This window comes from Acinetobacter sp. UBA2581 (assembly GCF_002339435.1).
GTDB classification, from domain to species: Bacteria; Pseudomonadota; Gammaproteobacteria; order Pseudomonadales; family Moraxellaceae; genus Acinetobacter; species Acinetobacter variabilis.
The window spans coordinates 1-20465 of sequence record NZ_DDLD01000051.1 but is presented as its reverse complement, the minus strand read 5'-3'; the positions used below and the strand labels follow the sequence as shown (position 1 = coordinate 20465).

Genomic DNA, 20465 nt, shown 5'->3' with positions numbered 1-20465 from the left:
TGAAGTGCTCAAAAAAGAAAGATGTCTACGGCTCATATAAAGGATAGGATCAAATGCCAAGTTTAACGCCATTGCATGAAACCTATTGTCGATGGGACCGAACTCCGCTTAGCCAGGCAGATGTCCTGGAAGGCCTGGCACAATTGGTCACCATGCGCTTTAGTGATGTAGTACAGGAGCTGATTAAATCGATTCAGCGTGAAATTTTAATGAGCGTATTCGGGCTGAGTGAAAAAAATTCCAAAACTTTCCAGAATATTCCTTATATCGTACGTCTGTATCAAATGTCTTATGACATGATCTTTCATTATGGCAATACCCTGATCGCGCCTGGACTGCGCCGCATTATTGAAAGATTTCCCAAATTACATAATAAACCCCTGACCCCGACCATGCATTTTATGGTCAGTGCCCTGAACGGGATTATTGGCGATTATCTGCTGAAATATCAGAATCCTCTCGCCTTGCCGATGCTTATTTACGATCATTATGGTTCTCTGCAACAAGGTGAGCTAACCGGACGCATTACCCTATTTGTGCATGGTCTGTGCATGAACCATCTGGACTGGTCAACTCGTAAATACCCGGGTATTGGGGAAAAATTGCTGGCTCAGCGCGACCATAACACCATGCTGTACCTGAACTATAATACCGGACGCCGCATTTCAGCCAATGGCCGCAGTCTGGCCAATACCTTGCAAGATCTGGTCAAACGTAATCCGGGAATTACCAGTATTGATCTGATCGGACACAGTATGGGCGGTCTGGTGTCACGCAGTGCCCTATTCTATGGCAAACAGAATGTCTATGACTGGATCCCGATGGTGGAAAATCTGGTCTGTCTAGGTTCACCGCATCATGGTGCGGTATTGGAACGTTTTGGTTTTAGCTTGCAGGAAAAAATTGGACATTTTCCTTTAGTGAAAATTGTGGGACATGTGGTGAATATTCGCAGTAACGGGATTCTGGACTTACGTCATGGCAGTGTCCGGGATGATGACTGGGAATATAATCCGGTACGGATTGGCTTTATGGACGATAACCGTAAACCTGCACCGATTCCTGCGCATATCGATGCCTATCTGGTGGCAGGTACGATCGAGTTTGAACACCATACCAACAAAACGCTTAATGTGATCGGCGATTATCTGGTCAGTGTCAAAAGTGCCTTGGGCGAACATCCCCATCCGCGTTTTGACCTGAAAGTACCTGATGCGCATAAGGCGATTTTCTATGGTCTAAATCATTTTGAAATTCAGTATCATCCACTGGTAGCTGAACAGATTGTGCGCTGGTTCTATCCAAGTGTGGAAGATGAAGCCTATACGCAAATTCATGAATATGTGAACGATCTGGACAGTATTGAAGGCATTGCCCTGACCTGATCGAAGGTAAAAAATTTGGTTCGCCTCTAAGAGAGTAATAAAAAAAGCCAGTCTGTAGACTGGCTTTTTTTGATTCAGATTTTGAAAATCAGTATTTATCTCTTAGACGTTTGACGGGCGTAGTCTGATATTTGCGGAATAATTGCCACAGGCTGATCAGCAATAAGATACTGAAGAACACCAATGACCAGACCGGTAAAGATTGCCCCAGGAACGTCCAGTCAATGGCAGCACATTCACCTGACCCATTCAGTACCTGCTGTAATACCGATTTCATCGGCAAAGTTTCCAACCAGTAATCCAGACCTGGGCCACAGCTCGGCACTCGATCTGGGGGCAGATTCTGTAACCAGACATGCCGTGCAGCGACACCGACTGACCATAAGATACTAAGCGAGCCTAAGAAAGCATAACCACGCTTCATGGCATTGGATTTCGGATTATGCAGCAAAGCAATCAGGTAGATAATCCCCAGTCCGATTAATCCGATTCGTTGAAACACACACAATGGGCAAGGGTTCAGGCCCTGTCCATGCTCAAGATACAAAGCAAATGCCATCCCGGCAACAGATGCCAAAAACAACACACCACTCACGAAGCGATAACCCCATTGCATGGTTAATCCTCTTATTTATTATCGATATTGGGCTAAATATTCAGTAAAACTGATCGTGTTATCTTGCTCGAGCTGCTGTTGTTGCTGCAATGACTTTTGTGACAATTCATTGAAATATTTAAGTGTTTCTTTGCTTAATCGATGTGATTCATAGAGATTGCTATGCTGATGGGCCAAATGCTGGCCAAATTGCCACATGCTGCTATGACTACGAATATCTCCGACAATCAGGGCTGACAAGGTCGCATCAACTTCATCGACACGGATCTGCATCGCTTGCATGGCGTTGCTATATAAATCAGTTTCATAAGCCTGATCGAGCAATTGGGCCAGTGGCTGCATACGTTGCAAATGCAGATTACACCAGTCTTCAATCATATAACGCTGACCATTTTCCATAATCGCAGCGTTATAGGCACGACCACGGTTGACCACTTCTGCCTGATTCTGGTCAATGATTTCCTGTTCGGCATCCAGCAGCGCCGGGCTGTCTTGCAATAAGCAGTACAGTGCCACTACTTCCAGGAAGCCGGCAGTATCTTCATTGATCCCGATCGCGCTATACGGATTGACATCGACAGCACGCAGCTCGACATAGCCAATCCCGCGATTTTGCAAGGCTTGCGATGGAGTTTCACCTTCTTGAGGTACCTGCTTTGGACGCACCAGACTGTAGTATTCATTTTCAATCTGTAGCACATGGTCATTGATCTGGATCGGCTGACCATTGGCATCATCCAGACCCAGACGGGTAAACTGTTTGTACGGTGTTTTAACCGCTTTTTGCAGACCTTCCAGATAATCCTGCAGATTATTGTAGTGAATACCCAGCTGTTTCTGTGCTGAATTCTGGTAGCCAAAACGCCCCATCCGTAATGCAGTTGAATAAGGCGTATATAAAGTACCGCGCACCAGCGGGAATAAGTGGTGATCACGTCCGGTCATAAAACACTGGCAAACGGCTGGACTGGCACCAACCAGGAAAATCACCAATGGCGTTAAACGAATAAAGTTACGGATCAGCCCCATATAGCGATGGCTGCGATAATCCTGCAGGCTTAAAGCGCGTAGCTCTTCATCAGTTTCCTGTTCTTGTAGAGCTATAAAGAAATGATCCGGGAAAGACAGGTTATAGTGAACCCCGGAAATGGTCTGCATACGGCGACCATAACGCACGCCTAAACCATGACGATACAGCGTTTTAAATAAGCCAATATTGGAACTGCCATATTGCGCCAACGGAATATTCTCATCCTTGCTGTCGAGCATGCACGGCATGGACATCGGCCAGAGCTTTTCATCATTTTTCAGATGACGGTGTACAAAAGCATGAATGTCGGTCAGGTAGTGGAGAGCTTCAGTAATACTCTCTTTTGGTGGAGTAATAAACTCCATCAAGGCTTCAGAATAATCGGTCGTAATATGCGGATGTGTCAGAGCTGAACCTAAGGCATGAGGATGTGGTTCCTGTGACAGGAAACCATTGCTTTGCATACGCAAGCTCTCACGCTCGATACCGCGCAGCATTCCTTTGATGAGCGACGAATCTACCCATTCCGGTAATACATCATGGGCAGTCGATTCAGGTTGACTCATTACAATCTCGCTTAATGGGGGGTAACTATTAAAATAGAATCATCGGTTTAGCTTAGTATACCGCGATTTCCAGACAGCACATGCTGCCCTGCCTAGTTTTCAAGCAAATCATTGATTTTTAGTTAGGCAAATTTTTAACACAAAGTTTCTCTATAAGACATGTGAAATTTGTGATTTTATTGACAAATAAATGCTCATAAATTGTAAACATTATGAATTATCAAGATATTTTAGACTTCTGGTTTAGTCCTGAGACTCAACCCAACTGGTTTGTCAAAAGTGACCAGTTCGACCAAAGTTTGAAGGAAAAATTTAGCGATATTCTGGAACAGGCGAGTAGAGCTGAACTATGGTCATGGCGTAAGAATGCTGACGGCCGGTTAGCAGAAATCCTTGTTCTAGATCAGTTTTCACGGAATATTTTTCGGGATACGCCGCGTGCTTTTGCCCAAGACAGTCTGGCTTTGGCACTGGCTCAGGAAGCCATCAGCCAGGATCTGGACAAACAGCTGAGTCCGGAGCAACGTTCCTTCCTTTATATGCCTTTCATGCATAGCGAATCCAAATTAATACATGAATTTGCGCTAAAATTATTTCAGCGCCTCGGCAATCCAGAAAACCTCGAATATGAAATCAAGCATAAAATTATTATTGACCGTTTCGGACGCTACCCACATCGCAACCAGATTCTGGGCCGTGAATCCACCGAGGAAGAATTGAGTTTCCTGACCCAGCCAGATAGCAGCTTCTAGAGGTCTGTAACTCGCTGGATCATCCTATCAGGAGAACGAAGATGAAAAAAACCGTCATTGCCCTGGTTCTTGCGACCACTGCCCTGCTTTCTGGCTGTGCAACGACACCGTCCAAGCCGCTGACCTTTGAACAGCTCGGCCAGTACAGCACTACACCACTGAATGCCAACACCTACCGCATCAGTTTTCAGGCGCGACCTAATATGAGTTTCGGTACGGCCGAAGAAATCACCCTGCTGAAAGCCGCTCAAACTACGGTACAAAATGGCTTCCAGTTTTTCCAGGTATTGAACGATCCTAGTAACCGTACCCAGCAACCACCGCGTCAGGCAATTGTTTATCCAGCGCCTAGTGTCTATCCATATGGCTATTATCGTCCTTATGGTTATTCCCGCCGCTATCCAGGATTCTGGTCTGATCCATTCTATGATCAGCCCTATACTGTTACTTTAGATCCTGCTCAAGTGGCTTATACCATTGAGTGCTTTAAAGCCGGTCAGGAACCGAAAGATGCTTTTGATGCCCGCTTGATTTTACAATCACTTGGCGCTAAATATGGAGTAAGTCCATCCGGCCAAGTATTCCAACCGCAGCCGGCCACGTCCCAATAACAGGATGATTTATGCAGAAAGAGCAGCCGTCACCAAGCTTACAACGCAGTAAACGTTTTGCGACCATTGCACTGGTCGTTGCAGTACTAGGTTGGCTGGCGCTGATGATTACTGCCAAACTGCTGCCTGAATATGTCTGGCTGATTCATATCCTGATGCTCTCTGCTGAGGCGGGTGTAGTCGGTGGTTTGGCAGACTGGTATGCAATTACCGTGCTGTTCCGCAATCCTTTTGGTCGGCTGCCGATTCCAAAATTTTTACGTGACCATACTGAAATTATTCCACGCAATAAAGCCCGGATTGCCGAATCTATGGGTCGTTTTGTGCAGGAAAATTTCCTTTCTCCGCAAATCGTGCAGCGCAGCCTGGCCAGTACCGATTTAAGTCTGGCTGCCGGCCGCTGGCTGGCCAATCCACAGAATAATGCTCAGGTCACACAAGTGATTCAGCAGACTGTACCTAAAGTATTTGAATTTGTCGGGCAGGAACAGATCGCCGGATTTATTCAGAGCAACAGTGTGCAATGGGTCAAAAATACCCAGATCAATACCTTGGCCAGCGAAATGTTACGCGCTGTTTTAGAAAATGATTTCCATCAGGATGTGCTGCAACGCGGCCTGGATGTGGTGCATGCCTGGATGACCTCACATCCCGAACAGACTCGTGAGCTGACCCGCACTTTATTCAAGGAAATGGGGGTCTGGAGACTAGCCAAAGGCGCCAGCTGGATCGGTATTGATGTTCAGCAACGCAGTATCGATTCAGTAATTCAGCGGGTGGAAGCCATGCTGGCAGATCCTGACCATCCTTGGCGGCTTAAAATTGAAGAAACTGCTCAAGAACTGATGCAGCAATTGGCAGATTCTGAAAGTATGGCTAGCCAGCGACTGAATGAAACTAAAGATGCCCTGCTCGACAGTCCACAAGTGCTGAAGTTTATCAGTGGTGCAGTGGTCATTTTATGCGATGCCATCAAGGCGGATTTGCAAAAATCGGATTCGGGGATTGCGGAGAATCTACGAGTCGCCATTCAGCAAGTCGGTGAGAATATTATTTCAAATACCTCAGTGCGTGAGTTACTGAATAAACGTCTCAGTGGTATCGCTGTAGACTTAAGTGACCAGTACAGTGAGAAAGTGATTCGTTTTATCAGTGAACGTATTCATGAATGGGATTCGACCGAGATGATCGACAAGATTGAAAATGAAGTCGGTGGTGACCTGCATATGATCCGGGTTAATGGTGTCGTGGTCGGGGCTTGCATTGGTCTGATCCTTGGAATCATCCGTGCTGCAGTCGAACATCTGATTTAATTGGTTTTTAGTTAGAGAGCTTATCTGTTAGCGAATGCTTTTTACCTTCTAAAACTTCTTTCTTAATTCTCATTGATAGAAAACAATTATTTGGGTGGCTGATTTCCTGACATATCGACCAGCAATCCGGCAAATTTGCGTACAAAAGGCAAAAGCGTTACCACAATTGGAAAAGCAATTGCCCAGGAAATCATCCAGTTATGAAACCAGAGCGCCATGAAGCCTTCAATCCAGCCCAGATTGCGCAGCATGTTGATCATGGAAATAATCCCACTCATCAGGCAGGACAAGATAAAAGGCACAATGACCAAGGCCCATTTGGCTGGAAGTTTAGGAATATTGCCGATGATGGTCGGGCGCTGTTTTGAATCCATGCTGACTCTTTCTATTGTTTCAATCAGGCTAATATAGGCCATTTTGATTGCTGGATGATTCATTTTTTATAGCAAAGTTTGCAACTTATTTATTCTCCTCTTTCTCATGTGATCCTTCATTGATGACCGACCGACGGATAGAAACCATAGGCTGTTAATCGTATATTTTTTATTCCCCATAAATGGTTTTACCTAAAGAGTCGGAAATTTGCTATATTTGCTGTTTTTCTGCGATATCTATTTTCGACTGATTATGAATACGGCAATCCAAGCAGCTCTCGATCATGCAGTGCAAACTTTACAAGCACAAAACGTACTCCCATCTGACTGGAACAATACAAGTAATTTGACGCGTACCAAAGACCGCAGCCACGGTGACTTTGCATCAAATATTGCCATGATCGCGTCTAAAGCTGCGGGTATGAAACCGCGTGATTTAGCAGAAAAAATCCTTGCTGCCCTGCCTGAAGTGGCGGATATCAGCAAGGCAGAAATTGCAGGCCCAGGCTTTATTAACTTCTTTTTAAATGCAGACCAGCGTTTTGCTGTGCTGGATCAGATTCAGGCTCAACAGGCAACGTATGGTCGTACCCAGGCCAATGCGGAAAAACGCGTTCAGGTTGAATTTGTTTCTGCGAACCCGACTTCTAGCCTGCATGTAGGTCATGGTCGTGGCGCTGCTTATGGTATGACTGTTGCAAATCTGCTTGAAGCGACAGGTGCCAAAGTTGACCGTGAATATTATGTCAATGACGCTGGCCGTCAGATGGATATTCTGGCGACTTCAACTTATTTACGTTATTTAGAGTTGACGGGTCAGGAACTGGTGTTCCCGAAAAATGCCTATCAAGGTGACTATGTCAAAGAAATCGCACAAAGCATTATTGATAAAGACGGCGATATCTATGTTCGCCCTGTTGCAGACGTTTATAAAGATGTCCCTGAAGACGTACAGTATGCTACCGAATCGGATGCTGAAGGCAATAAAGTGGTTGTTTCAGGTGATAAAGAAAAACACATTGATGGCCTGATCTTTAACTCACAAACTTTATTAAATGAAGGTTACCGCGTCTTCCATCAGGCTGCGTTAAAAGCCATTCTTGATGATATTAAAGATGACCTCGGTGAATTCGGGGTGACTTTCAATCAATGGTTCAGTGAAGCGACTTTAACTGAAAAAATTGATGAAGCGCTACAAACTCTAGATCAGCGTGGCTTCCTGTATGAAAAAGATGGCAACATCTGGTTCAAGTCAACTGAATTTGGTGATGAAAAAGACCGCGTGGTTAAACGCCGTAATGGTCAAACCACTTATTTCGCCTCTGATATTGCGTATCACCTAAACAAATTACAACGTGGCTATACCGATATTATAGATATCTGGGGTTCAGACCACCACGGTTATATCGCACGTGTAAAAGCCGCGATTGATGCTCTGGGCTATGACTCGAAAAAACTGACTGTACTTCTGGTTCAGTTTGTCAGCCTGTGGCGTGGTGGCGAGATGGTACAGATGTCCTCTCGTTCAGGCCAGTTCGTGACTTTACGTGACCTGCGTAAAGAAGTCGGTAATGATGCAGCGCGTTTCTACTATGTCATGCGTAAATCTGAACAGCACATTGACTTCGACCTTGATCTTGCCGTATCTCAAAGCAAGGACAATGCCGTGTATTACATCCAGTATGCGCATGCGCGGATCTGCCGTATGTTAGAAAAGGCAGCCTCTACAGGTGTGAACTTTGATGCAGCCACTGCACGTGGTCTGGCAGCCAAACTTGAGCTGGAAGCGGAGACTGAAATTCTGGCAAAACTGGCAGCTTATCCAGAGATTGTTGTTCGTGCTGCAAACAGCTATGAACCGCATCAGATTGGTAACTACCTGAAAGAGCTGGCTGCGCTGTTCCATGGCTGGTACAACGACAACAAGGTTCTGGGCGATGATGCAGAATTAACTCAGGCACGTTTATTGTTATCTGTAAATGTTCGCCAAGTGCTGCGTAACGGTCTGGAACTGCTTGGTGTATCTGCGCCTGAGTCAATGTAAAGCACTGCTTTTACATTGACGCAAGACGAAGAGCTCTGCTCGAAGTGAGCATGTAAGCAAAACACTGTTTTGTATGCTCGCAAGGCGAGAGCTGTGCTTAAAGTAAGCATGCTAGTCATTGCCGTTTATCTGCTGAATAAACATTTTGTAACGTTAGCTATGTGCTTGAAGATGTAGATAAATTAAAATTCTGTGTGATTTGTGATCTAGATAATGACTTTTCTATCATGATCACATAGGATGAAGTTATAGTAGGGGCATAACTGCTGTTATGCCTTTTCTATTTGCCCCGATAAATAAGAGGAAATCCCAAGTGTTTGGAAAAACGCAGCGCGGTGTATCTGAAAGACCGAATAAGCCCAAAAAGCCACTTATTCCTACCTGGCTCGGCACACTCGTGATCATTTTAATCGTGTTAAGTTTTTTAATGGCACTCATGCTGTGGAAGCCATGGGAACCTGTTAAACCTAAAAACCAGGCTACGGCTGAGCATTCTCAAGAAGAAGATACCAATAAAGACTACCGTTTTTATGATCTGTTGCCACAGCAGCAAGTGACACCGATTCCTGAAAAGGCGGTTCCTGAAGCAAAAAATCAGGAAGCAGTGGTGATTGTAGAGGCACCAAGACCTGAAGTTGATGAATCAGAAACAGCAACTGAGCCAGGTCTGGATGCAACCGAAGCCCCAACTCCTGCTTCTGCAAGCTATATTTTACAAGTTCGTAGTTTTGATGACCCGGATCAGGCAGATGCCCGCCGTGCAGAAATTATTCTCAACGGTTTATCTGCAGATGTAGTCCGCAGCGTGGAAAATGGCAAGGTTTGGTATCGTGTCGTGTCTGGACCTTATGATTCAGCAGAATCTGCGATTATTGCACAGCAAACCTTACAGCATAGTGGTATTGATTCGATCGTGGTCAAACGATAAGGTTTAAATATAAAAAGCGCCAGATGGCGCTTTTTTTCCCTCTCCTAAAAGGAGAGAAAATCTCCCCCTTTAATAAAAGGGGAATGAGGGGGATCTACTTATTCTGAGTCAGCAAATATTTAATCCCTCCAACCTCCCTTTAAAAAAGGGAGGCTTTGGGAACTTAAATAGTGTGACCTAGCGCCTCACCCATCAATACGGTTGAATTGGCTTTAAACCTCTCATCCCATTGCATCTTGTTTTCTTCAAACAGAATAACAGCGGTTGAACCTAGGTAAAAACGGCCCAGCTCGGCACCTTTTTCTAAGAAAAGATTATGCTGGTTTAGCTCAATACGGCCAGAGGGTTTTACTTTGCCAGTCGCTACAGTTTCAATGCCAGCCACAATCATCGCGCCAACTAGAACCACTGCCATACGACCAAGTTCGGTATCAAACAGACATACCATACGTTCATTACGGGCAAACAGGCCTGGAATATTTTCGGCCGTGGTCTGGTTGACTGAGAACAGTTCACCCGGTACATATAAAGTTTCAGTCAGAGTCCCGGAAAATGGCATATGGACACGGTGATAGTCACGTGGTGACAGATACACTGTCGCAAACTCACCATTCTTGAATGGCTGTGCCAGCTGTGGATCAGCAATCAGGTTTTCAACCGTAAACTTCTGGCCTTTGGCTTGGAATACATCGCCATTTTCAATTTTACCCAGTTGGGAAATCGCGCCATCTGCCGGAGACACAATCGCGGTTGAATCAGCATCAACTGCACGCACCCCGGTTCTTAATCCACGGGTAAAGAAATCATTAAATGATTTGAATTTTAAGGCATTGGTCTGCTCGGCAATCGACATATCAATCCCGTATTTGGTCTTGAACGCTGCGATCACGGCTGTTTTTACAATCGGATTTTCGCTGGCTGCAATTTTTCCCACCACACGGGACAGGCGATGCTGTGGCACCACTTTTTGGGCCTGGATAAACAGTTGTTGTTTTAGACGCGATGTGATGCTCAAGATGGCACCTCTCCTGTAGCGATTGGACTATCGAGGCGGTTGCCCCATTCACTCCACGCACCATCATAGGCTCGAATTTTCCAGCCGAATAAGCGACCCAGAATATAAGCCAGACCTGAACGGTGATGGGACTGACAATACACCACAACTGGTTGATCCAGATCAAATCCCAGTTGTTCCAGACGCTGCTGAGTACGTGGTAAAGGATGTAATTTTAAATGATTTTGCCGGTTAAGGGCAGTACTCCACTCAAAATGACGTGCGCCCGGGATGTGACCACCGCGTCGCGCGGCCAAACGAAGGCCGATATATTCATCTTCTGTACGGCAATCCCATACCTGAATATTTTCATTTTCAATGAGTTGTTTTAGTTCATTATAATCGATCTGAAATTCAGCCTTTCTTTCAAGATTAACCGGAACCAGATGATCGACAGGTGTAAACGTTTCCTGATCTGATGAAGTCGGTAGTCCTGCACCCAGCCAGGCATGGATACCGCCATTGAGTAAACTGGTATTTTCAAAGCCCAAACAATGCAGGTTCCAGAGCAGACGCCCTGCCCACGCACCGCCTTCATCATCATAAGCCACGACATGATGGTCAGGAGAAATGTTCAGGTAACGAATTAAAGCTTCCAGCCCTTCCGCATCCGGTAACAGGCCCATGGCTGTTTCCTCCTGACGAACCAGCAGCTTGGGTTGCAGATGTAAGGCATGTGGAATATGCAATTGTTCATAAACCGACGCCCGGCTTAAATCAACAATTCGAAGTTTTTCGTGTCCCAAATGTGGAACCAAATCTTCTGCTTCAATCAGCAGACCAAAGTCAAAGGCGGAAGCTGTCATCTTAGTAGTTGTCATTGCGGTCAAATCCTTTTGATCTTAGCACAGCTCATTTTTTCAATTATGTTGTTTTTATCTAGATCCTTAGCATAATTTTAGCTAAAGCTAATTCAAGAAAGACCATCCTCTAAGAAAAAACCGCCTCATGATTGAAGCGGTTTTTTGAATAAAGCAGATATTCTTAGGCAGGTTCTGAGATATTGAATACCTGACGCAAATATGCCAGGAAGGTATCATTATCCGTCATGGTTTTACCTGGGCTATCGGAGATTTTCGCCACGGATTGACGGTTACATTCCACCAGTTTCAATACGATATTTAGCGGTGTCTGCCCCATATCATTGGTCAGATTGGTGCCGATCCCGAAACTGACCTGAAAGCGATCTTTAAAGTATTGATGTAATTTCCAGGCTTTTTCCAGATTCAGACCATCACTAAAAGTCAGCATCTTGGTCTTACTGTCAATTTTCAGCTTTTTATAATGTGCATAAGCTTTGTCACCCCATTCATACGGGTCGCCACTGTCATGACGCAAGCCATCAAACAGTTTCGCAAAGTACAGGTCGAAGTCACGTAAGAAGGCATCCATCCCGACGACATCAGTCAGGGCAATTCCCAAATCACCACGGTATTCTTGTACCCAGGTTTCCAGGGCTGCTTTCTGGAAATTACGCAGACGCACATCCAAGGCCTGAAAAGCTTGCAGAAATTCATGCGCCATGGTGCCAATCGGGGTAATACCCAACTCTTTGGCTAAATACACATTACTGGTCCCACGGAACACGTGTGGTGCAGCTTTATTGAATTCTTCGACGACATGCTTTTGCCAGTCAAAACTATAACGACGACGGGTACCAAAGTCTGACACCAGGAATGGTGGATCATTCGGGTTCTGCTCGGCATCATACTGTTTTAAAAGCTCAATTTTAGCTTTTAAACGACGCTCACCTTCAGCCCGCACTTCAGGTGTACGGATACGACTGAAATACAGTTCATTCACAATGGCCAGTACAAAGATTTCAAACATCATTGCCTGAACCATGGGGCCTTCAATAGTAATATCCAGGCGGCCTTCATTGTCGATGGTGGCCTTAATAAAACGGCGTTTAAGCTGGAATAGTTCCAGATAATCCACAAAATCGCTTTTGATAAAACGCAGGCTGCGTAAATATTGTAATTCGTCTTCTTTAAATTTGAGCTGACACAGCAAATCCAGTTGGTGATTCAAATCATCCAGAATATCCGTCAGCGGATATTCCGTATCTTCCAGGTTGCGACAACGGAAATGATAGACACTATGCGTTTGTGGAAACTTGTGTAATACCACTTGTAGCATGGTGAATTTATACAAGTCAGTATCTAACAAAGAGTGGATAATTGGAGCCATAACTAAGGGAAATATCGCTGTGCTTATCCCGCATTAAAGCATAAAAGTTTAGGCAATATTGCAGGATTTACGTACAGCTAGCTGAATTATCGACGAAAGTTCAAGAAAATAAACTGCTTCCTGCTCGGTTATTTGACTGCTTTCAGCCCGTTTTCCTGTTCCTTGATAATTTTCTTTAGCTGCTTTTCCTGACCGATCACCTTAGCAAATTCAGCTGTGGTTTTTTGTCCGGTTTTCTTGGCTTGGGCATCACAGTCGACCTGACGCAGCTGTTTGGCAATGGCAAATTCCATTTTAAACAAGGCGCCCATCAAGGCGGTATTGCCACGGTTGTCCCGGGCGCAGCGGTCTGCCCCTTTGGCCAGTAAGGTGGTCACAATATCCTGATGGCCATAATAGGTCGCCATCATCAACGGGGTATAACCATCTTGATTACGTACATCGACTGGAAAGCCGTGTTTTAAAAATTCATTGATCACTTCGCTATTGCCGATTTTAGCGGCAGCAAAAAACAGATCGATCAATTCCTGTTGTGAGGTCATCTGAACGCTTGCCACAGTTTTTGCAGGGGAGACATTCTTCACTTCAGCAGCAGTTGCGAATGCGGAGCTAAAGGCAAGAATACTGGCTAAAAATGCATAGGGCAGAACTTTCATGATGAACTCCAACAGAAATCGAAAGGAAAATTTAAGTCTCTAAAGACTCAATTGACCTGAGATGAAATAAAAAACGGAGTGCCTGTAAAACTCCCCCTAGGGTGCAGGAAAGGTTTGGAGTATTACAGGACTTTTTGGAGGTGATGCGCTATGCCCTAGTCACCAGTTCCTCAAGACCAATCGGAATTAGTCTTTTAATTTTGCAGCTTTGGCCTTAACGATGGCGATGTCGCCATTTACAGCTTTGGTTATACGCATACCGTAGTCCGCATCTGCCTTATAGAAGTAGGACAACATGATGTGCTTGGTTTCTGAATCTTTGACATTGCCCAGGTCAGCCGCCAGGTTCATGATCAGGTCATCTTTCTCTTTGGCAGTATAAGAGCGGTAAAGTTCACCGGCTTGCTTGAAGTTTTGCTCTTTGGTACCGATCTGCTGAACATGACCAGTCAATGGAGTTTCAACTGCACGCGCTTTTTCAGTCGCCGGTTTAGGCTCTTTACGGCTTGGCTCGTAGTTCACATCAGAGTCACGTTCAGACACATTCATGTGACCTTCCTGGTTATTGTTGTTCACATTCACCACAGAACGGTTTACCGGAATTTGCTGATGGTTAGCACCTAGACGGTACATTTGTGTATCTGAATAAGAGAAGATACGGCCTTGAAGCAAACGGTCTTCAGAGGGTTCGATACCTGGTACTAGATTACCTGGTGCAAATGCAGCCTGTTCAGTTTCATTGAAGAAGTTCTTCGGCATACGGTTCAGCGTCAATGTACCGACTTTTACTTCTGGAACTAGATTGGTTGGCCAGATTTTGGTTGGATCTAGCGGATCGAAATCAAAGCTGTTCAGATCTTTAGGATCAAGCACCTGAATATACAGATCCCATTTCGGGAAATTACCTGCATAGATGTTGTTATAAAGATCATTGGTCAAGTGATTGAAATCTTTACCTTGTTGCGCAGCCGCTTCTTTGACATTTAAGCCCTTCACACCCTGTTTAGAGCGGAAGTTGAATTTTACGTACTTGTATTCGCCTTTGTCGTTATACAGTTTGTAGGCATGTACACCGAAACCGTCCTGTTCGCGGTAGCTGGTTGGGACACCTTGTTTGCCGTAAACATAAGTCAACATGTTGGTTGCCCAAGGCTGGCTAGACAGGAAGTCAAACACACGGTTGGCATCTTGTACATTGGTGACCGGGCTTGGTTTCATCGCATGGATGAAGTCCGGGAATTTAATCGCATCACGGATAAAGAAGACTGGCGTCTGGTTACCGACCAAGTCCCAGTTACCTTCCTGAGTATAGAATTTGATGGCGAAACCGTGAGGATCACGTAGGGTTTCTGGTGAACCTTTACCATGAATGACGGTAGACATGCGCACAAAAACTGGAGTTTTGGTACCGGCCTTGAATAAAGAAGCAATTGTTAAATCAGACAGATCTTTTGTAGTAACGAATTCACCATAAGCACCTGTACCACGTGCGTGAACCACACGTTCAGGAATGCGCTCACGACCAAAACGTTGCAGTTTTTGAACCAGTTGCACATCTTGCAGCAAAGTTGGACCTTGTGGACCCGCAGTGATCGAGTTCTGGTTGTCGCCAACTGGTGCCCCGTTATCTTTGGTTAATGGCGCAGCTTGGGCAGCTGTCACCGTTGCAAGCATTGCAACAAGTAATGAACGCTTAAACATTTCTAAATCTCTCAATTTAATACCTTTCCTGCATGCAGCTAAGATACTTGAGAGTAAAAAATAGATAAAACAGATAATTTTTATGATTACGATCGTGTTTTTAGATAGTTTAAAATATTATCAATGATAATCAATAAATTAAGCCCGTTTTTTAGACATTAACTTAATAATAGATGAGTCTGATCTTGCTACAATGGCGGCAATTTTGAATCTGACTGAAATTGATTATGCGTGCATTATTACAACGGGTACTCGAAGCCAAAGTCGTGGTCGATGGTGAAACCACCGGAGAAATTGGCAAAGGTATTCTGGTTTTTCTGGGCTTAGGTAAAGAAGATAATCTGGAAAAAGGCAAAAAGCTGATTGATAAGATATTGAAATATCGCTTCTTTGATGATGAACAAGGCAAGATGGGCTGGAATGTCAGTCAGGCCGGTGGCGGTTTACTACTGGTGTCCCAATTTACCTTGATGGCGCAAACCCAAAAAGGCTTACGTCCGGATTTTGGTCCAGCCATGCCGCCAAGCGATGCCAAGGCCTTGTATGAACAGTTGGTTGAATATGCGCAGAGCCAGTTCAAAAATGTACAAACCGGTATTTTTGCAGCTGATATGAAAGTGCATCTGGTCAATGATGGACCGGTAACGTTTAATCTGGAAGTTGAATGATTCAGTAAAAAAGCCCTCGAATTGAGGGCTTCTTATTTTTGAACTTAAAGCGTTGTAATATATTTTGCGCGGCTCATAAGGTTTTCAGGAATATCTTGAACCAACATTACAGTGAGTGATTGTTGACCTTTTTGTGATGCAGTTTGATTTTCATCCAATACAGCATTGATATCACTAGGGTTTAATGTATACATTGCTCCAGTAGCAGGATCAACGATAAGCAAACCAATTAGACCGCCAAAAATGATATTTGCCACATACCAACCATTAACAGTACCAGTTACTTGAACTGTTTTGGTTTGAAAACCTTCTTTTTTTAAAGTTACATCATAAGCAGCGGGTTGAAAAAATCCATTGCCACGCTTAAGAGTCACTGTTGCAGGCGTAACTCCAGTATGTACTTTTTCGCCAGCTTTATTTGTAATAGAAATTGATGCTTGCTCAGGAACTGATTTAAATGTCAGTGTTTGTGTTGATCCTGAAATAATACTGGCACATCCTGTCATCGTTACTGATGCAGCGATTAAACTTGCTGTAATTAATTTTTTCATAAAAATACCCCCTCAAAATAAAAGGGGTACTTTATAATATAAAAATGATTATTCAATAAGTCTTTAGACTACTTACCAGTTTTTTCTTTAATAAACTGACGTACCATTTTCACTTTCTCTTTGACTGGCTTTGGCAGTTTTGGTGGAATCATTTTTGCAACCTGATTAAACCAGACCAACAGACCAAAATCACCTTCCATTTTAATCGTGCCACTTTGCATACCGGTCATGAATGCAGTCGGATCACCTTTAAGCAATGTTTTTACACCCTGTTCACTATCAGCAAATTGCAGCACAAAATCAGCTTTCTCTGCATCACCTGAAACGGTATCGATATGACCATTATTCACAACGATCTGACGTGCCATTCCCTCATCTGTTCCGATCTGGATACGGAACTGGCGTTCATGTACCAATTCAATAAATTTCGGGCTGGTGCGTGCTAACTGCTTCATACGTAATGCAAGACCTGCGACCAGCAAATCAAGTGGATCGGTACTGAGGTCAACCAGAGGAAGTTTGAGCACAGGAATGGAGGACAGTTTCATGAAATTATGCCTATTCTAATTGTACGAAAATTGACAAATATCCTAGCATAGATCAAAGCTAGGCAGATGCAGGACTTTGTATCATATTTCTAAACGAAAAATGCACCCGCAGGTGCATTATTTCGCTGATATTAGAGAACTTAACGGCTAGATAGCTGCTGCTGGTCATCTTCATACACTGGTGTATGTTCGATATAACGGCGTTTAGCCAAAGCACGCTCTGCACGTCGATCTTCACGCAATAACAGTAAGGTCACTACGACCATCACGGCCGTTAAAGCTGTCAGATAGCTATATGTCATCGGGAGCTCAAACAAGGCTTGAGTACCTACTCGAATCACTTCGATCAGGCCCCAGGCCAGCATTCCCGCAGCCATAAAACTTAACCAGCGACGATAAGGCGAGAAGAAAACAGCAAGCACAGCCGCGGCGACTAAACTAAAGCCTACGAGAGTTGCTAGATTCGCTGTTACCATATAAACCCCTCCATCCAAAAGGATAGTGTGTATGCTTGATATTGCAACCGTACTACCTATTGAATTTCGTTAAATCAATAAAATGGAATGTGTTGATTTGTATCTCTATGCATGCATTATGCTGAGTTTTTTGCATAAAAAAAGTCCTGTTTTCTCCCCTTACGACATACTCTGTCGCGATATTATTTTGTCATTACATTTTTTATTTTCACAGTATTTGTGGATCAATTGCTGCATCGATGTTGGCGTGTCATTACAAAATCATATGCCCTTTCATCGACTTAAAAAAAATATTTTCCGTTTAAGATGATCGGGTATTTATAGACAAGCTGCGCCGTCCCTCGATAAAAGTTAAGCTAAAAATATAAAAAAACGCGACCCTAAGGCCGCGTTGGATTTCACCACAAAGCTATGTATTACGCGCGGCTCAGATCTTTATCATGTACACCGAGCAGGTAGAGCACGCCATCCAGCCCCACACTGGAAATGGCCTGATTGGCATTCTGACGAACCAAAGGTTTGGCACGGAAAGCCACCCCTAGACCCGCAATTGAAAGCATTGGCAGGTCATTGGCACCATCACCCACAGCGATGGTCTGCTCCAGAGAAATTCCCATATTGTCGGCAATTTCACGGAGCAATAAAGCCTTGCGTGCGCCATCCACAATATGACCTTTGACTTCGCCTGTCACCACGCCATTCTGCACATCCAGAATGTTGGCATGAACTTCATCAATTCCTAGTTTGGCTTGTAGATATTCTGCAAAATACTGGAATCCACCAGACAGAATCGCAGTACGGTAGCCCAGTGCTTTCAGGGTTGAAATCAGACGTTCTGCACCTTCAGTCACGGTCAGACGTTCTGCAATTTTTGGCAATACCGATGCATCCATGCCTTTTAATAAAGCAACACGAGCACGGAAACTTTGCTGGAAGTCCAGCTCGCCCTGCATCGCGCGTTCAGTAATTTCAGAGACTTGAATACCGACACCTGCTTCGATCGCCAGCTCATCAATCACTTCCTGCTCGATCAGGGTCGAGTCCATGTCAAAGCAGACCAGACGGCGATTACGGCGGTAAGCATTATCTTCTTGTACTGCCACATCGACATTCAGGTTATTCGACAGGCTTAAGCAGGCTGCACGCATGGCTGCTGCATCCAGCATCTGGCCTTTCAGACCAAACTGTACACAGGCACGTTTAGGGCCAGTATTGGAACCATCCAGCTCAGGACGGCCAGAAAGACGGGTCACGGTTTCAATATTGAAGCCCTGACTCGACACAATCTGGGTCACGGCTTGCAGATGAGAGGCATTTAATTCCGGGGCCAATGCCGTTACGATATAACGCGTGCGGCCGCCCTCTCTTACCCACTGTTCATATTCAGCAGCAGAGATTGGTTTAAAGCGCACTGTTAACCCGATATCATGTGCTAGAATCAGGATTTCCTTCATGGCTAATGCTGTTGCAGTTTGGTCATCAGACGATACAACAATACCTAAGGTCAGTTGATTATGAATGACCGCTTGCCCCACATCTAGAATCTGTAAGGAATGAGCGGACAAAACCTGCATTAATCGTGTAAATTGATTAGGCTGGTCGGGTCCTAAGAATGATATAAGAATGATTTCTCGCATGAATTGACTCGGGTCTGAGCTACAACTATTGTTAGAATCATAATCGAAATTGAACAGAATTGCCTTGGAAGTTTACGTTGAATGCGCCTAGACAAGGGCTATTTGCTAGCCTACTGATTGTAAGTTTTGCTCTGCATACCTTTTTACTGGTATTGGCAACCACTCACCAACTGAATGATAACCGTGCCAACCAGGGACAGCTCATGACGAGCCAACTGGTCACAGACAGCCTGGCGGAGCTTGAACCGGCGAACCGCGTTTCTCTGGCACTTCTGGCCAACCGTTATGCGACTAACCCAAGCGTTGCTTCAATTCGCATCCTGGATGCGAAGGGTCAGGTTTTAGCCACTGGTGGGCTGACCAAGACCCGTGATGGGGAAGTTTTTGTCCGTGATGCCCTACAAAACGAGAAAAAAGTCGGTGTGATTGAAATCACCCTGATTGAGCCAAGTATTGGTGAAATTCTGCGGACTCAATGGCTTGCCATTCTGTTCTCTTTTATTATTCATGGTCTGCTTTGGGTCGGTTATCGTGCGGTAGCGCGTCCAAGCCGTACCGAGTATCTGGCACGCATCAATAATGAATCGCGACTGAAATTCGAGATTCAGACTTTGACTCAGGCATTGGAACAGGAAAAGCATAATGCCGCCCTCGCCGTTGCCCAGGCACAGCAAGCTCTGAAAAACAAACCGAAAGAAAAAGACAGCAAACCGGTGGTACTGGATACCGATAGCCTGAGCTTGAACATTCAGTTCTATGATCCAAAACAGTTGCTGGATAGTGTGAATAAAACGGTATCGGTTCCTTATTTCAATTTGTGCCAGATTTTCCTGAACAAAGCCACTGAACTGTGCATCCAGCACTACAAACTGAACAGCACGGATATTTGTACCGTGCACAAGTTTGATGAAAAAGGTGCCAGTATCAGTATTGCGGCAGACAAGCCAGATGCCCTCGCCTGTCTGACCATGATCAGTTCAGTATTCCAGTTGCTTTCAGAAGTTCTGTATAAGCGTTATCGTGAAGAAAAACGTTTTGTCCTACAGACACGTAGTGCGATTTCTTCAACTGTTGAAGAAATGCAGCTCAATTCAGTTCAAGCCGCAGAACGTCTGGTTCAGCAACTGGTCGCTAAGGAAAGTGCACTGCATGTTCCTAATGCCCTGTTGAAACAAATCGCGGACCACTTTGAGCTGGTCAGCATGCCAAATCCGACCAATGTCCTGACCCGTCACGCTTTTGTGGTGAATGGGATGGATGCTGAAAGCGCCGAGCTGGCACAGACTTTTAGAACCGAAATTCTAAAATCCAAGCAATCCAAAGCCTCATAAATATCCCTGAATGTTGTCTTGTCCTGAAATAGAT

Annotated in this window: 20 protein-coding genes; 8 read left to right on the top strand and 12 right to left on the bottom strand. The window is 44.7% G+C overall.

From position 1 onward, the window contains the following. Window positions 1–53 precede the first annotated feature (53 nt). Window positions 54–1385: an alpha/beta hydrolase gene (locus B3Q46_RS06130; RefSeq protein ID WP_286713963.1), complete on the top strand. Its 1332-nt coding sequence runs from the start codon at window positions 54–56 to the stop codon at window positions 1383–1385. An 88-nt stretch (window positions 1386–1473) separates the two neighbouring features. Here the strand turns inward: B3Q46_RS06130 and B3Q46_RS06125 are convergent, their stop codons facing one another. After that, the gene (locus tag B3Q46_RS06125; protein ID WP_286713962.1) at window positions 1474–2001 is read right to left on the bottom strand and encodes a disulfide bond formation protein B; all 528 of its coding nucleotides are present in this window, start codon (window positions 1999–2001) and stop codon (window positions 1474–1476) included. Window positions 2002–2019: 18 nt separating this feature from the next. Beyond that, window positions 2020–3597, bottom strand: a complete 1578-nt coding sequence (gene gshA, locus B3Q46_RS06120; RefSeq protein ID WP_286713961.1) for a glutamate--cysteine ligase — start codon at window positions 3595–3597, stop codon at window positions 2020–2022. A gap of 212 nt (window positions 3598–3809) precedes the next feature. Between gshA and B3Q46_RS06115 the strand changes: the two genes are divergently transcribed. From B3Q46_RS06115 to B3Q46_RS06105, 3 genes are read left to right on the top strand one after another with little or no spacing between them, the layout of a single operon-like run. After that, window positions 3810–4349: a DUF924 family protein gene (locus tag B3Q46_RS06115; protein ID WP_286713960.1), complete on the top strand. Its 540-nt coding sequence runs from the start codon at window positions 3810–3812 to the stop codon at window positions 4347–4349. Window positions 4350–4390: 41 nt separating this feature from the next. Further along, entirely contained in the window at window positions 4391–4960 is a 570-nt protein-coding gene (locus B3Q46_RS06110) for a CC0125/CC1285 family lipoprotein (RefSeq protein ID WP_286713959.1), read from the top strand. An 11-nt stretch (window positions 4961–4971) separates the two neighbouring features. Beyond that, window positions 4972–6273 carry a DUF445 domain-containing protein gene (locus tag B3Q46_RS06105; protein WP_286713958.1) on the top strand — a complete coding sequence of 434 codons (1302 nt, stop codon included), beginning with the start codon at window positions 4972–4974 and terminating at the stop codon, window positions 6271–6273. A gap of 86 nt (window positions 6274–6359) precedes the next feature. On the opposite strand, the gene B3Q46_RS06100 is transcribed toward B3Q46_RS06105, so the two are convergent. Next, the gene (locus tag B3Q46_RS06100; protein ID WP_125278848.1) at window positions 6360–6647 is read right to left on the bottom strand and encodes a DUF2798 domain-containing protein; all 288 of its coding nucleotides are present in this window, start codon (window positions 6645–6647) and stop codon (window positions 6360–6362) included. Window positions 6648–6900: 253 nt separating this feature from the next. Here B3Q46_RS06100 and argS point away from each other — a divergent pair, with 253 nt between their 5' ends. Next, a complete protein-coding gene (gene argS, locus B3Q46_RS06095; RefSeq protein WP_286713957.1) occupies window positions 6901–8691 on the top strand; it encodes an arginine--tRNA ligase in 1791 nt (596 codons plus the stop codon). A gap of 313 nt (window positions 8692–9004) precedes the next feature. Continuing rightward, on the top strand, window positions 9005–9619 hold the full coding sequence (locus B3Q46_RS06090; protein WP_005232743.1) for an SPOR domain-containing protein: 615 nt from the start codon (window positions 9005–9007) through the stop codon (window positions 9617–9619). Between the two features lie 163 nt (window positions 9620–9782). Here the strand turns inward: B3Q46_RS06090 and asd are convergent, their stop codons facing one another. The 5 genes from asd to B3Q46_RS06065 all read right to left on the bottom strand — a co-directional run bounded on the left by asd (window position 9783) and on the right by B3Q46_RS06065 (window position 15220). Next, entirely contained in the window at window positions 9783–10634 is an 852-nt protein-coding gene (asd, locus tag B3Q46_RS06085) for an archaetidylserine decarboxylase (RefSeq protein WP_286713956.1), read from the bottom strand. After that, entirely contained in the window at window positions 10631–11479 is an 849-nt protein-coding gene (locus B3Q46_RS06080; protein WP_286713975.1) for a sulfurtransferase, read from the bottom strand. The genes asd and B3Q46_RS06080 overlap by 4 nt, the downstream gene beginning before the upstream one ends. A 178-nt stretch (window positions 11480–11657) precedes the next feature. Then, the gene (gene pncB, locus B3Q46_RS06075; protein ID WP_180033946.1) at window positions 11658–12863 is read right to left on the bottom strand and encodes a nicotinate phosphoribosyltransferase; all 1206 of its coding nucleotides are present in this window, start codon (window positions 12861–12863) and stop codon (window positions 11658–11660) included. Window positions 12864–12991: 128 nt separating this feature from the next. Further along, window positions 12992–13519: an ankyrin repeat domain-containing protein gene (locus tag B3Q46_RS06070; protein WP_286713955.1), complete on the bottom strand. Its 528-nt coding sequence runs from the start codon at window positions 13517–13519 to the stop codon at window positions 12992–12994. Between the two features lie 186 nt (window positions 13520–13705). Continuing rightward, window positions 13706–15220, bottom strand: a complete 1515-nt coding sequence (locus tag B3Q46_RS06065) for a catalase (protein WP_286713954.1) — start codon at window positions 15218–15220, stop codon at window positions 13706–13708. A 227-nt stretch (window positions 15221–15447) separates the two neighbouring features. On the opposite strand from B3Q46_RS06065, the gene dtd reads away from it, so the two are divergent. Then, on the top strand, window positions 15448–15888 hold the full coding sequence (gene dtd / locus B3Q46_RS06060) for a D-aminoacyl-tRNA deacylase (RefSeq protein ID WP_214001723.1): 441 nt from the start codon (window positions 15448–15450) through the stop codon (window positions 15886–15888). Between the two features lie 44 nt (window positions 15889–15932). Here dtd and B3Q46_RS06055 read toward each other — a convergent pair whose 3' ends face one another. The 4 genes from B3Q46_RS06055 to serB all read right to left on the bottom strand — a co-directional run bounded on the left by B3Q46_RS06055 (window position 15933) and on the right by serB (window position 19100). Next, a complete protein-coding gene (locus tag B3Q46_RS06055; RefSeq protein ID WP_286713953.1) occupies window positions 15933–16439 on the bottom strand; it encodes a hypothetical protein in 507 nt (168 codons plus the stop codon). Window positions 16440–16507: 68 nt separating this feature from the next. Continuing rightward, window positions 16508–16987 carry an SCP2 sterol-binding domain-containing protein gene (locus tag B3Q46_RS06050; RefSeq protein WP_286713952.1) on the bottom strand — a complete coding sequence of 160 codons (480 nt, stop codon included), beginning with the start codon at window positions 16985–16987 and terminating at the stop codon, window positions 16508–16510. Between the two features lie 140 nt (window positions 16988–17127). Beyond that, window positions 17128–17463 (bottom strand): ciprofloxacin tolerance protein AciT, encoded by a 336-nt coding sequence (aciT, locus tag B3Q46_RS06045; RefSeq protein ID WP_034703185.1) that lies wholly within the window; start codon window positions 17461–17463, stop codon window positions 17128–17130. Window positions 17464–17879: 416 nt separating this feature from the next. Next, complete coding sequence (serB, locus tag B3Q46_RS06040; protein ID WP_004781413.1) at window positions 17880–19100, bottom strand: phosphoserine phosphatase SerB; 1221 nt, start codon at window positions 19098–19100, stop codon at window positions 17880–17882. A 77-nt stretch (window positions 19101–19177) separates the two neighbouring features. Here serB and B3Q46_RS06035 point away from each other — a divergent pair, with 77 nt between their 5' ends. After that, entirely contained in the window at window positions 19178–20431 is a 1254-nt protein-coding gene (locus tag B3Q46_RS06035; protein ID WP_286713974.1) for a hypothetical protein, read from the top strand. The last annotated feature ends 34 nt before the right edge of the window (window positions 20432–20465 follow it).